Origin of the sequence: Citrobacter sedlakii, from assembly GCF_018128425.1 — a bacterium.
Taxonomy (GTDB): Bacteria; Pseudomonadota; Gammaproteobacteria; order Enterobacterales; family Enterobacteriaceae; genus Citrobacter_A; species Citrobacter_A sedlakii.
This window is the reverse complement of record NZ_CP071070.1, coordinates 4,657,149-4,669,174: the sequence shown is the minus strand read 5'-3', so window position 1 is coordinate 4,669,174 and position 12,026 is coordinate 4,657,149. Positions and strand designations below refer to the sequence as shown.

The following is a 12,026-nucleotide window of genomic DNA, read 5'->3' as shown; positions in this document are numbered from 1 at the left end:
GCGCAAAGCGTAACCAAACGCGCATTTTATTTAAAAAGGCACTAGACAGCGGGGTGTGAAGTCCGTATTATCCACCCCCGCAACGGCGCTAAGCGCCCGTAGCTCAGCTGGATAGAGCGCTGCCCTCCGGAGGCAGAGGTCTCAGGTTCGAATCCTGTCGGGCGCACCATTCACCCGGTGCTGGAGCTGCGGTGGTCTCGATACCGCGTAATACAGATTTGCAGTGGTGGCTATAGCTCAGTTGGTAGAGCCCTGGATTGTGATTCCAGTTGTCGTGGGTTCGAATCCCATTAGCCACCCCATTATTAAAAGTTGTGAAATGCGAAGGTGGCGGAATTGGTAGACGCGCTAGCTTCAGGTGTTAGTGTCCTTACGGACGTGGGGGTTCAAGTCCCCCCCCTCGCACCACGACTTAATGAATTGAACTAAAAATTCAAAAAAGCAGTACATCGGCGAGTAGCGCAGCTTGGTAGCGCAACTGGTTTGGGACCAGTGGGTCGGAGGTTCGAATCCTCTCTCGCCGACCAATTTTGAACCCCGCTTCGGCGGGGTTTTTTGTTTTCTGCGCTTCAACGTCTGCTGTTGTCGCCAGACGACATCCCGCATGTTCATTGTCGCCAATCAGTGACAGATAATCCTTTGAAAATAAACTATTTACTTTAATAGCCTGATAGATGTCTCTGCCTGGCGACAATCTGTGCGCGATAGTGCAGACGATCCCGCCGTTAACAGTCGCCATCGCGCGCCATTACAGGCCCGGTAAAAAGTCTTAATCCCTATTTTTGGCGGTGCAATTCTGGCATGCAATGTGCAATAATATACGCGTAGATGCTCATTCCATCTCTTATGCTCGCCATAGTGCCTCATAAACTCAGGAATGATGCAGAGCCGTTTACGGTGCTTATCGTCCACTGACAGATGTCGCTTCGGCCTCATCAAACACCATGGACATAACGTTGAGTGAAGCACCCCTTTATGTTGTCATACAGACCTGTTTTGACGCCTGCTCCCTAAAAGAGCAGGCGTTTTTTTATGCGATTAGCGTACGGGCATTGCAGGCCCGGTAAGCGAAGCGTCACCGGGCGTGAGAGAGGTATTACTGCGGGGGATTGTTCTGCAAGGTCAGCATCAGGCCGTCGCGGCGCATGGTGGCCGCTTCTTCCGGCTGATGCAGACGGTCCAGCGCGTCGGCAAGCCAGGCGTAATCATACGCGTCCGGACGCTGTTTAAGCGCGGCGCGGAAGGCGATAGTCGCTTCCTGCCATTCACCGTGCTTCATCAGCGATTGCCCCAGCGTACTCCACAACAGCGGACGATCGCCCACGGTCTTGATCTGCTGACGCAGCACTTTCTCCAGCTGTTCCGGGTTGTTGGTTTTCAGACGAGGGATTGGCAGCACCAGACGATCGTCATACTGGCGCTTCAGGCCGTCGATGATAATCTGCTGCGCCATATCGTGATCGTCACACTCGATCAGGTGTTCAGCCATTGCCACCTGCAGGGCGACCTGATGGCGTGTTTTACGGCTCTGGTGTTTCCACCATTCACGTAACCCTTCGCTGCCCTGATCGGCTCGCGCCTGATCCATCAAACCAATCCACGCCTGCTGCTCCAGCGCGGCGCGATGTTCTTCGTCGCCGACGTTGGCTTTCGCCATTGACGGGATAATATCCAGCAGCGAACTCCACGCGCCGGTGCGGATGTAGGCTTGTTCCGCCAGGCGCAGTACTTCCGGATGACGTGGCGTGACTTCCAGCAGTTTATCAACGCCGTGACGCGCCGCATGGTTCTCATTACGCGCCAGCTGCAGGCGTACGCGGGCAATCTCCACTGGAATGGTGTCGTTACCTGCCAGTTCCGCCGCGCGTTCCAGATGTTGATTAGCGCGCGCTTCATCGCCGCGCTGTTGCGCCGCTTCCGCCGCCAGCAGATAGTTTACGACCGGTTGTTCGGCATGGTCGGCGTTTTTCGCCATCAGCTTTTCAACCTGCTGGTAGTCGCCTTCCGCCAGCTTCAGCAGCGCCTGTTCCGTTTGCTTACGCGCGCGACGACGCTTACGGCCAACGAACCAGCCGCGCGTATGGGCGCCGGTACGAAGGATTCGGCGCAGCACCCATTCGATGGCAAACAGCACCACCATCGCAAGGATCAGGATGATGACCAGCCCGGTGACGCTGGTTTCGATGTTATATGTATCGGTCTGGATAAGCACGTAGCCCTGGTGGCCGGCGATCATCGGCCCCACCACGATCCCGGCTATCAACAGCACAAAGAGCAATAATACTTTCAGCATCATTATTCTCCTTGCGGCGCGGCTGCCGGGGCTTCAGCCTGCGGTGCGGCAGGTGCAGGCGCGGCTTCCGTTGTTGTCGCGGTTGGTTGCGCCAGTAGGTTACGCACACGGGTCTGCATTAATTTCTCAAGAATGGCCTGGCTTTGCAGCGTTTCCGGCACGTCCATCGTGATGTTCTGCTGGCTGAGCTTATCCACTTCTTCAAGGAAGGCTTTGGTGGTGGCGTCGTCAGTATCGTAGTAAGCGCGTACCCAGGTTGAGACATTATCCAGCGCCTGGCGGTAGGTTTCTTCCTGATGACGCGGCACTGCCTGCGCGGCGACTAACAGACGAGAGCGAATGTTCTCCCGCAGATAGACATCCTGATTCGGCGCCAGTAGCGGCACGGCGGTGTCGTCGCGACGACGAACGGTAATAAAGCTGTCCATAAAGTTCTGCCAGCTTTTTTGCAGATTAATGCGCCATTCACTGATCGAACTGGAAAGCTCAGGGCTGCCTGCATCCATCGGCGAACCGTCATTGTCGTTATCGGCCAGACGCAGGTTATCGATCTGATTAGACAGCTGATTGACCTTCAGGATAATGCCGTCGTAATCCACCTGGGAAACCGCGGAGAGGCTGGCAATATCGTCGGTAATCGCCCGACGAGCAGCGATCAGGCTCGGATCGTTCATGTCCGCCAGGCTGGCGTCGGCGCTTTTCAGCAATGCCGCCGCCGTGGTGACATCCTGATCGCTCCACAACTTACGCCCTGCCAGCTTAACGAGGAAATCCGCCTGCGCCAGCAGCCAGGTTTTTGCATCGCTACCGGAAATAGTGGCGACTTTTTGCTGCACTTCATCCAGTTGTCTGGACAGTTCGGCTTGCTGGCGATTGTCCTGCTCAAGCTGTGTCGCCTGCTGTTTGATAATGCCTTCCAGCTCCGCTTTCTGGCTTTCCTGCGCCTTTTGCAGCGCGGTCAGTTGATTAACCAGCGCATCGTTCGCGGCGCTTTGGGTGGTTGCCTGTTGTTTTCCCCAGCCATAAAGCCCAACGCCCGCCGCCAGCGCAATCGCGATAGCCACTGCGCTCAGGACCAGCGCGGTGCTGTTCTTACTCTTTTTTTCAGCTTTTACTGGCTGTGGCGTGGTGTCCACGGCCTCCCTGGTTTCTTCAACCACGGCGGAGGATTTTTCTTGTTCCGTCATTATGGCTTCCCATTATGAGAGTTATTGTAATGCGCGCAGTAGCGCATCGTTGTCGGCGTTATCGGCGACCTGAATATCTTGCCAGCCCAGTTCCCGGGCGAGGTGCGCCAGACGCTCACTGACGACAATAAGCCGGCAGCGTAGTAACCAGTTTTCGCGATACCACTGCGGAATCAGCGCGGTAAGCTGTTGCAGCATTTCGCCGCTGGTGACAACCACCGTCGTCACCCCGCGCGACTGCCAGCGCATCGCTTCTTCCGCGCCATCGTAATGTTTAGCGCTGCGTTGATAACATTCATAAAACGCCACGTCAGCGCCGCGCGTCGTCAGGGTTTCCCCCAACAGTTCCCGACCGCCGTTACCGCGTAAGATCAGCGCCCGTTTACCTGCAATATTTTGTAATTCAGGTAATTGTAGCAACACTTCGCTAATTTCCCGATCCTGCGGATAGCGAATATCGTGACCGCTGACGGTATGAAGCGCCAGCGCGGTGGTGCGGCCAATGGCGAAATAGCGCGGTTCAGCGGGCCACTTCTCCCTTTGCCGCTCCAGGTGCGCATGGGCGAAAGAGACCGCGTGTTGCGACAGCGCAAACAGCAGATCGTTATCCGTCAGCGCCGCCAGCGCCTCGGGGAGTCGCGACAGATCGCGCCCCGGCGTGAATTCGATGAGCGGAAAGCTCCAGGCCTCCTGCCCCAGTGCGCGCAGACGGCTCACTAATTCCTCCCCTGCGGGAGACGGGCGGGTGACCAGAATGCTCATGCGGGGGACTCTCCGTTATACACTTCCGTCAGAATAGCGCGGGCGCCGTTGTCCAGCAGCTCTTCGGCAAGCGAGATGCCCATCTGCTCGGCCTGATCGGCGGCACCGCGACGTTCACCGCGCACCATCACCGAACCGTCCGGGGCGCCAACCAGCGCACGCAGCCAAATTTCGCCATCAATCATTTCAGCATAGCTGCCAATCGGCACCTGGCAGCCGCCTTCCAGACGGGTGTTCATGGCGCGCTCAGCTTTCACCCGCAGCGCGGTGATCTCGTCATTCAGCGGCGCCAGCAGCGCCTGGGTGCGCGTATCATCAAGACGGCATTCAATGCCGACCGCGCCCTGGCCCACTGCAGGGAGCGAAATTTCCGGCGGCAGCGCGGTACGGATGCGTGATTCAAGTCCTAAGCGTTTGAGGCCTGCAACGGCAAGAATAATCGCGTCGTAGTCGCCGTTATCCAGTTTGCTTAAACGCGTGCCGACGTTGCCGCGCAGGGAACGGATAATAAGATCCGGACGGCGCTCGGCGAGCTGGCACTGGCGGCGTAAGCTCGACGTGCCCACAATACTGCCTGCGGGCAATTCGTCGAGTGTATTGAAGGTATTTGAAACAAAGGCGTCACGCGGATCTTCGCGTTCGCAGATAGTCACCAGCCCCAGTCCTTCCGGGAATTCGACCGGGACATCTTTCATTGAGTGCACTGCGATATCGGCGCGTTTTTCCAGTAGCGCGACTTCGAGTTCTTTCACGAACAAGCCTTTACCGCCCACTTTGGCCAGCGGGGTGTCAAGAATGACGTCGCCACGCGTCACCATCGGCACCAGTTCCACCACCAGGCCGGGATGATTTGCCATCAGCGCGTCTTTGACATAATGTGCCTGCCAGAGCGCAAGGGGGCTTTGGCGTGTGGCAATTCTTAAAACATTGTCTAACATGCTTGTTACCGTCATTATCGTCCGTGGTTCATCCTAACATCCTTACAAGTGGGATGGCAGTGTTACGGTCAAAGGTAAGTAAAGGATAAGACGCAGCGCGACAACTGGCAGTAAATAATGACGAGAAGCCGCCCGATCGTATTACAGAATTTACGCGCAGCGATTGGTGCTACACTTGTAGGTAGTGCATCTTTCTTTACGGTCAATGAGCAAGGTGTTAAATTGATCACGTTTTAGACCATTTTTTCGTCGGTAAGCACAAAAATACGGGCGAAAAGGGTAACGGTTTTTTTGACATACGGTTTATCCCGAATGGTGAAGGTCGCGCGCAGGCGTTCTTACTGCGACGATCGACAACATGACGGGTAGCAACATCAGGCGATACGTCTTGTACCTCTATATTGAGACTCTGAAACAGAGACTGGATGCCATAAATCAATTGCGCGTGGATCGCGCGCTTGCTGCCATGGGACCTGCTTTTCAGCAGGTGTACAGTCTTCTGCCGACATTATTGCATTACCACCATCCGCTGATGCCGGGGTACCTCGATGGTAACGTTCCCCGAGGCATTTGCTTCTACACGCCTGATGAAACCCAACGCCACTACCTGAACGAACTGGAACTGCACCGCGGACTCGCGCCGCAGGATCCGCCGAAGGGCGAATTGCCTATCACTGGCGTTTACTCAATGGGCAGCACCTCCTCCGTTGGGCAAAGCTGTTCGTCTGACCTGGATATCTGGGTATGCCACCAGTCGTGGCTCGACAGTGAAGAGCGCCAACTACTGCAACGAAAATGCAGCCTGCTGGAAAGCTGGGCCGCCTCGCTGGGGGTGGAAGTCAGCTTCTTCCTGATCGATGAAAACCGTTTCCGTCACAATGAAAGCGGTAGCCTGGGGGGAGAAGACTGTGGCTCCACCCAGCACATCCTGCTGCTCGACGAATTTTACCGCACTGCTGTGCGCCTCGCCGGTAAGCGTATTCTGTGGAATATGGTGCCGGGCGACGAAGAAGAGCATTACGATGACTACGTGATGACGCTCTACGCGCAGGGCGTGCTTACGCCGAACGAATGGCTGGATCTGGGCGGCTTAAGCTCACTCTCCGCCGAAGAATACTTCGGCGCCAGCCTGTGGCAACTGTATAAAAGCATTGATTCCCCCTACAAAGCGGTGCTCAAAACGCTGCTGCTTGAGGCTTATTCCTGGGAATACCCCAATCCGCGCCTGCTGGCAAAAGACATTAAACAGCGCCTGCACGACGGCGAAATTGTCTCATTTGGGCTCGATCCATACTGCATGATGCTGGAGCGCGTTACTGAATATCTCACGGCGATTGAAGATCCGACGCGCCTGGATCTGGTGCGTCGATGTTTCTATCTGAAAGTGTGCGAGAAACTGAGCCGCGAGCGCGCCTGTGTGGGCTGGCGACGTGAGGTACTCAGCCAGTTAGTGAATGAATGGGGATGGGACGACGCCCGTCTGGCTATGCTCGATAACCGGGCAAACTGGAAGATCGATCAGGTGCGAGAAGCGCATAACGAGCTGCTCGACGCCATGATGCAAAGCTATCGTAATCTGATCCGCTTTGCGCGCAGGAATAACCTTAGCGTTAGCGCCAGTCCGCAGGATATCGGCGTTCTCACCCGTAAACTGTATGCGGCGTTTGAAGCCCTGCCGGGTAAAGTCACGCTGGTGAACCCGCAGATTTCGCCCGATCTCTCTGAACCGAATTTAACCTTTATCCATGTGCCGCCGGGCCGCGCCAACCGTTCAGGCTGGTATCTTTATAACCGTGCGCCGAACATGGATTCGATCATCAGCCATCAACCGCTGGAATATAACCGCTATCTGAACAAACTGGTGGCCTGGGCGTGGTTTAACGGCCTGCTGACCTCGCGGACGCATCTGTTTATTAAGGGCAACGGTATTGTGGACCTGCCGAAGCTGCAGGAGATGGTGGCGGATGTTTCGCATCACTTCCCGTTGCGTCTGCCAGCGCCGACGCCGAAAGCGCTCTACAGTCCGTGTGAAATTCGCCATCTGGCGATTATCGTTAACCTTGAATATGACCCGACGGCGGCGTTCCGCAATCAGGTGGTGCATTTCGACTTCCGTAAACTGGATGTGTTCAGCTTTGGCGAAGAGCAAAATTGCCTGGTCGGCAGCGTTGACCTGTTGTACCGCAACTCGTGGAACGAAGTGCGTACCCTGCACTTTAACGGCGAACAGGCGATGATCGAAGCGCTGAAGACGATTCTCGGCAAAATGCACCAGGATGCCGCGCCGCCGGACAGCGTGGAAGTGTTCTGCTACAGCCAGCATCTGCGCGGCTTAATTCGTACCCGCGTACAGCAACTGGTTTCCGAGTGCATTGAACTGCGTCTTTCCAGCACCCGTCAGGAAACGGGACGCTTTAAGGCGCTGCGCGTTTCCGGCCAGACCTGGGGCCTGTTCTTTGAGCGCCTTAACGTGTCGGTGCAGAAGCTGGAAAACGCCATTGAGTTTTACGGCGCGATCTCGCATAACAAGCTGCACGGCCTTTCCGTGCAGGTGGAAACGAACCAGGTGAAGCTGCCGCCGGTGGTGGATGGCTTTGCCAGCGAAGGGATCATCCAGTTCTTCTTTGAAGAAACCGGCGATGAGAAGGGCTTTAATATTTACATTCTGGACGAGAGCAACCGTGCGGAAGTGTATCATCACTGCGAAGGCAGTAAGGAAGAGCTGGTGCGTGACGTCAGCCGCTTCTACTCGTCGTCGCATGACCGCTTTACCTACGGCTCCAGCTTCATAAATTTCAACCTGCCGCAGTTTTATCAAATTGTGAAAACCGACGGGCGCGCCCAGGTGATCCCGTTCCGCGCGCAATCTATCAGCAACGTCCCGCCGGCCAACCAGGATAACGACGCGCCGCTGCTGCAACAGTACTTTTCGTAATTATCGCGCCCGATGACGCTTCGCTTATCGGGCCGACATTCGGACGAACCTGAAACAAACTTAGCGGAAGCTGACCGTTTCGCCCGCCTGCTGCGTTGCCGCCTGTTCCAGCAGATCCCAGAACGTCTCGCCGCTGCGGTCGCACACCCATTCGTCGCCTTTCAGGTCAAAATGGTAACCGCCCTGTTTGGTTGCCAGCCATACCTGATGCAACGGTTCCTGACGGTTGATAATAATTTTGCTGCCGTTTTCAAAGCTAATGGTCAGCACACCGCCATTGATCTCGCAGTCGATATCGCTGTCACCGTCCCAATCGTCCAGACGTTCTTCGATGGTCATCCACAGGGTATCTGCCAGGCGATGGAATTCACTGTCGTTCATTGTCGTTTCCCGTTTTTTTCGTGATGGCGGCAGTATAACGCGAAACAAAACGTGTTGCAGATTACTGGCAAACTCTTGCTTTTACGTCTTCTCCTGCGATGATAGAAAGCAGAAAGCATGAACTTACAGGCAATCCATAATGAAAAACGTGTTTCAGGCACTCGCTGTACTTCTGACTCTGTTCAGCCTGACGGGCTGTGGCTTAAAAGGTCCGCTTTATTTCCCGCCAGCCGATAAAAACGCGCCGCCGCCGACCAAACCTGTTGATCCGCAAACGCAATCAACGACGCCCGATCAAAACGATCGCGCAACGGGAGACGGGCCAACGCAGGTGAACTACTGACGGTGTGTTTCTGTCCCCGCGTGAACGGAGTGAATAATGCAATTCTCTAAAATGCATGGCCTTGGCAACGATTTTATGGTCGTCGACGCGGTAACGCAGAATGTCTTTTTTTCACCGGAACTCATCCGCCGCCTGTCTGACCGGCATCTGGGCGTGGGATTTGACCAATTGTTGGTGGTCGAGCCGCCGTACGATCCGGAGCTGGATTTTCATTATCGCATCTTCAATGCCGACGGCAGCGAAGTGTCCCAGTGCGGTAATGGTGCGCGCTGCTTCGCGCGTTTTGTGCGCCTGAAAGGGCTGACCAATAAACGCGATATTCGCGTCAGTACGGCCAATGGCCGAATGGTGCTGAGCGTAACGGACGACGAGCTGGTGCGGGTGAACATGGGGGAACCCAATTTCGAGCCGTCTCAAGTGCCGTTTCGCGCGAACAAAGCGGAAAAGACCTATATTATGCGCGCCGCCGAGCAGACAATATTGTGCGGCGTGGTTTCAATGGGAAACCCGCACTGCGTGATTCAGGTCGATGACGTCGACACGGCGGCAGTGGAAACGCTTGGACCGGTGCTGGAAAGCCACGAGCGTTTCCCCGAGCGGGCAAATATTGGTTTTATGCAGGTTGTGAAGCGTGAGCATATTCGTTTACGCGTTTACGAGCGCGGTGCGGGCGAGACGCAAGCCTGCGGCAGCGGTGCGTGCGCGGCCGTCGCTGTCGGCATTCAACAAGGTCTGCTGGCGGAAGATGTTCGCGTCGAATTACCGGGCGGTCGCCTTGATATCGCCTGGAAAGGTCCGGGCCATCCGTTATACATGACAGGTCCGGCGGCACATGTTTACGACGGGTTTATCCATCTATGAAGCAGCCAGGGGAAGAACTACAGGAAACGCTTATGGAACTCGATGACCGGGCGGTCGTCGACTATCTGCAAAAGAATCCTGAATTCTTTATCCGCAACGCGCACGCGGTGGAAGCGATGCGTGTTCCCCATCCGGTGCGGGGCACGGTATCGCTGGTTGAGTGGCATATGGCGCGCGCGCGTAATCACATCAACGTTCTTGAAGAAAACATGTCGCTGCTGGTGGCGCAGGCGACAGCGAACGAAAGCCTGTTTTACCGTCTACTGCATTTGCAGGGGCGGCTGGCCGCTGCAACCAGCCTGGATGATATGTTAATGCGCTTTCATCGCTGGGCGCGGGATCTGGGGCTGGCGGGCGCGACCGTCCGTTTGTTTCCCGATCGCTGGCGACTCGGCGCGCCGTCGAGCTACACCCATCTGGCGCTAAACCGACAAGCCTTTGAACCGCTGCGTATTCAACGACTGGGGCAGGCACACCATTATCTTGGGCCTTTAAACGGTCCGGAGTTGCTGGTGGTGCTGCCGGAAGCCAAAGCGATTGGCTCGGTCGCGATGTCGATGTTGGGGCGCGACGGCGATTTGGGCGTGATCGTATTCAGCAGCCGCGATGTGCATCATTATCAACAGGGACAGGGGACGCAGTTGCTGCAGGAGGTCGCGCTGATGCTGCCGGATCTGCTAGAGCGCTGGATTGAACGCGTATGAGCGATTTCAACACCGATGTCGACCGTTTCCTGCGCTATCTCGGCGTGGAGCGCCAGCTTAGCCCCATTACGCTGAAAAACTACCAGCGTCAGTTGGATGCCATTATCGCCCTTGCTACCGCGGCGGGACTGGAGAGCTGGCAACACTGTGACGCGGCGATGGTGCGCAGTTTCGCGGCGCGCAGCCGTCGACAGGGGCTTGGCCCTGCCAGCCTGGCGTTACGTCTTTCCGCATTGCGCAGTTTCTTCGACTGGATGGTCAGCGAAGGAAAACTGAGCGCCAACCCGGCGAAAGGCGTTTCTGCGCCGAAAACGCCTCGCCATTTGCCGAAAAATATCGACGTCGACGACATGAACCGTTTGCTGGACATCGACCTTAACGATCCGCTCGCCGTGCGCGACCGGGCGATGCTGGAGGTGATGTACGGCGCGGGGCTGCGTTTGTCCGAACTGGTGGGGCTGGATATTAAGCATCTCGATCTCGACACTGGCGAAGTGTGGGTGATGGGGAAAGGCAGCAAAGAGCGCCGTTTGCCCATTGGCCGGAACGCAGTGGCGTGGATTGAACACTGGCTGGATCTGCGCGGTCTGTTTGGCAGTGAAGAAGACGCGCTGTTCCTGTCGAAGCTTGGCAAGCGGATCTCCGCGCGTAACGTGCAGAAGCGTTTTGCCGAGTGGGGGATCAAACAGGGACTGAACAGCCACGTCCACCCGCACAAGTTACGTCATTCGTTCGCGACCCACATGCTGGAGTCAAGCGGCGACCTGCGTGGCGTACAGGAGCTGTTAGGACACGCTAACCTCTCCACCACGCAAATCTATACTCATCTGGATTTTCAACACCTTGCCTCGGTGTACGATGCGGCGCACCCGCGCGCCAAACGGGGGAAATAATGCGTTTTTACCGGCCCTTAGGGCACATTTCCGCGATCACCTTCGATCTCGATGACACCCTTTATGATAACCGTCCGGTTATCCTGCGCACCGAGCAGGAAGCGCTTGCCTTTGTGCAAAATTATCATCCGGCGCTGCGCACGATTCAGAATGCCGATCTGCAACGCCTGCGCCAGGTTGTGCGCGAGGCGGAACCGGACATCTATCACGATGTGACCCGCTGGCGGCATCGCGCGGTGGAACGGGCAATGCTCAACGCGGGCCTCCCGGCGGAAGACGCGATAGCAGGCGCAAATGCGGCGATGATGAACTTTGCTAAATGGCGCAGTCAGGTCGATGTGCCGCAAGCCACGCATGACACGCTGAAGGCGTTAGCGAAGAAATGGCCGCTGGTGGCGATCACCAACGGTAACGCCCAGCCGGAACTGTTTGGTCTTGGCGACTATTTTGAATTTGTGCTGCGCGCAGGTCCGGATGGTCGCTCAAAGCCGTTTAGCGACATGTACTTTCTGGCGGCGGAAAAACTCAACGTGCCGATCGGCGAGATCCTGCACGTGGGCGACGATCTGACCACCGATGTTGCCGGAGCGATCCGCAGCGGTTTGCAGGCCTGCTGGATCAAACCGCAAAATGCCGACCTGATGCAGACCTATGACAGCCGCTTGTTGCCGCATATGGAAATTTCACGGTTGGCATCCCTCACGACGCTGATATAATCACCAGCAGAAC

At 56.3% G+C, this 12,026-nt stretch carries 11 protein-coding genes and 4 tRNA genes; 10 read left to right on the top strand and 5 right to left on the bottom strand.

Translation table 11 applies throughout. The features are described from left to right. The first annotated feature begins 92 nt into the window (after nucleotides 1-92). The 4 genes from JY391_RS22065 to JY391_RS22050 all read left to right on the top strand — a co-directional run bounded on the left by JY391_RS22065 (nucleotide 93) and on the right by JY391_RS22050 (nucleotide 527). Nucleotides 93-169, top strand: a tRNA-Arg gene (locus tag JY391_RS22065). A 57-nt stretch (nucleotides 170-226) separates the two neighbouring features. Beyond that, nucleotides 227-302: transfer RNA gene (locus tag JY391_RS22060), tRNA-His, on the top strand. A 19-nt stretch (nucleotides 303-321) separates the two neighbouring features. Next, nucleotides 322-408 (top strand) — tRNA-Leu (locus JY391_RS22055). 42 nt (nucleotides 409-450) lie between these two features. Continuing rightward, nucleotides 451-527 (top strand) — tRNA-Pro (locus JY391_RS22050). Nucleotides 528-1,096: 569 nt separating this feature from the next. On the opposite strand, the gene hemY is transcribed toward JY391_RS22050, so the two are convergent. The 4 genes from hemY to hemC are packed head-to-tail and all read right to left on the bottom strand — an operon-like array spanning nucleotide 1,097 to nucleotide 5,180. Continuing rightward, a complete protein-coding gene (gene hemY, locus JY391_RS22045; RefSeq protein ID WP_042292802.1) occupies nucleotides 1,097-2,293 on the bottom strand; it encodes a protoheme IX biogenesis protein HemY in 1,197 nt (398 codons plus the stop codon). A 2-nt stretch (nucleotides 2,294-2,295) separates the two neighbouring features. After that, on the bottom strand, nucleotides 2,296-3,480 hold the full coding sequence (hemX, locus tag JY391_RS22040) for a uroporphyrinogen-III C-methyltransferase (RefSeq protein ID WP_211935025.1): 1,185 nt from the start codon (nucleotides 3,478-3,480) through the stop codon (nucleotides 2,296-2,298). Between the two features lie 21 nt (nucleotides 3,481-3,501). Beyond that, the gene (hemD, locus tag JY391_RS22035) at nucleotides 3,502-4,242 is read right to left on the bottom strand and encodes a uroporphyrinogen-III synthase (protein ID WP_042292799.1); all 741 of its coding nucleotides are present in this window, start codon (nucleotides 4,240-4,242) and stop codon (nucleotides 3,502-3,504) included. Further along, a complete protein-coding gene (hemC, locus tag JY391_RS22030; RefSeq protein ID WP_042292864.1) occupies nucleotides 4,239-5,180 on the bottom strand; it encodes a hydroxymethylbilane synthase in 942 nt (313 codons plus the stop codon). Before hemC ends, hemD begins: the two co-directional genes overlap by 4 nt. Nucleotides 5,181-5,568: 388 nt before the next feature. On the opposite strand from hemC, the gene cyaA reads away from it, so the two are divergent. Next, a complete protein-coding gene (gene cyaA / locus JY391_RS22025; protein ID WP_042292797.1) occupies nucleotides 5,569-8,115 on the top strand; it encodes a class I adenylate cyclase in 2,547 nt (848 codons plus the stop codon). A 60-nt stretch (nucleotides 8,116-8,175) separates the two neighbouring features. Here the strand turns inward: cyaA and cyaY are convergent, their stop codons facing one another. Beyond that, nucleotides 8,176-8,496 (bottom strand): iron donor protein CyaY, encoded by a 321-nt coding sequence (gene cyaY, locus JY391_RS22020; protein ID WP_042292793.1) that lies wholly within the window; start codon nucleotides 8,494-8,496, stop codon nucleotides 8,176-8,178. A gap of 139 nt (nucleotides 8,497-8,635) precedes the next feature. On the opposite strand from cyaY, the gene lptM reads away from it, so the two are divergent. Genes lptM through yigB form a run of 5 tightly spaced genes read left to right on the top strand, consistent with a single transcriptional unit; the run spans nucleotide 8,636 to nucleotide 12,013 of the window. Then, the gene (gene lptM / locus JY391_RS22015) at nucleotides 8,636-8,839 is read left to right on the top strand and encodes an LPS translocon maturation chaperone LptM (RefSeq protein WP_042292789.1); all 204 of its coding nucleotides are present in this window, start codon (nucleotides 8,636-8,638) and stop codon (nucleotides 8,837-8,839) included. A 36-nt stretch (nucleotides 8,840-8,875) separates the two neighbouring features. After that, nucleotides 8,876-9,700 (top strand): diaminopimelate epimerase, encoded by an 825-nt coding sequence (gene dapF, locus JY391_RS22010; protein ID WP_042292786.1) that lies wholly within the window; start codon nucleotides 8,876-8,878, stop codon nucleotides 9,698-9,700. Then, complete coding sequence (locus JY391_RS22005) at nucleotides 9,697-10,404, top strand: DUF484 domain-containing protein (protein ID WP_211935024.1); 708 nt, start codon at nucleotides 9,697-9,699, stop codon at nucleotides 10,402-10,404. The genes dapF and JY391_RS22005 overlap by 4 nt, the downstream gene beginning before the upstream one ends. Next, complete coding sequence (gene xerC, locus JY391_RS22000; protein WP_042292780.1) at nucleotides 10,401-11,297, top strand: tyrosine recombinase XerC; 897 nt, start codon at nucleotides 10,401-10,403, stop codon at nucleotides 11,295-11,297. Before JY391_RS22005 ends, xerC begins: the two co-directional genes overlap by 4 nt. Beyond that, the gene (gene yigB / locus JY391_RS21995) at nucleotides 11,297-12,013 is read left to right on the top strand and encodes a 5-amino-6-(5-phospho-D-ribitylamino)uracil phosphatase YigB (RefSeq protein WP_042292778.1); all 717 of its coding nucleotides are present in this window, start codon (nucleotides 11,297-11,299) and stop codon (nucleotides 12,011-12,013) included. Before xerC ends, yigB begins: the two co-directional genes overlap by 1 nt. Nucleotides 12,014-12,026: the final 13 nt, after the last annotated feature.

Excerpts from the sequence above, each read along its gene's own strand:
- hemY (WP_042292802.1), bottom strand. The coding sequence starts at position 2,293 with ATGCTGAAAGTATTATTGCTCTTTGTGCTGTTGATAGCCGGGATCGTG.
- hemX (WP_211935025.1), bottom strand. The coding sequence starts at position 3,480 with ATGACGGAACAAGAAAAATCCTCCGCCGTGGTTGAAGAAACCAGGGAG.
- hemD (WP_042292799.1), bottom strand. The coding sequence starts at position 4,242 with ATGAGCATTCTGGTCACCCGCCCGTCTCCCGCAGGGGAGGAATTAGTG.
- hemC (WP_042292864.1), bottom strand. The coding sequence starts at position 5,180 with ATGTTAGACAATGTTTTAAGAATTGCCACACGCCAAAGCCCCCTTGCG.
- cyaY (WP_042292793.1), bottom strand. The coding sequence starts at position 8,496 with ATGAACGACAGTGAATTCCATCGCCTGGCAGATACCCTGTGGATGACC.
- lptM (WP_042292789.1), top strand. The coding sequence starts at position 8,636 with ATGAAAAACGTGTTTCAGGCACTCGCTGTACTTCTGACTCTGTTCAGC.
- dapF (WP_042292786.1), top strand. The coding sequence starts at position 8,876 with ATGCAATTCTCTAAAATGCATGGCCTTGGCAACGATTTTATGGTCGTC.
- JY391_RS22005 (WP_211935024.1), top strand. The coding sequence starts at position 9,697 with ATGAAGCAGCCAGGGGAAGAACTACAGGAAACGCTTATGGAACTCGAT.
- xerC (WP_042292780.1), top strand. The coding sequence starts at position 10,401 with ATGAGCGATTTCAACACCGATGTCGACCGTTTCCTGCGCTATCTCGGC.
- yigB (WP_042292778.1), top strand. The coding sequence starts at position 11,297 with ATGCGTTTTTACCGGCCCTTAGGGCACATTTCCGCGATCACCTTCGAT.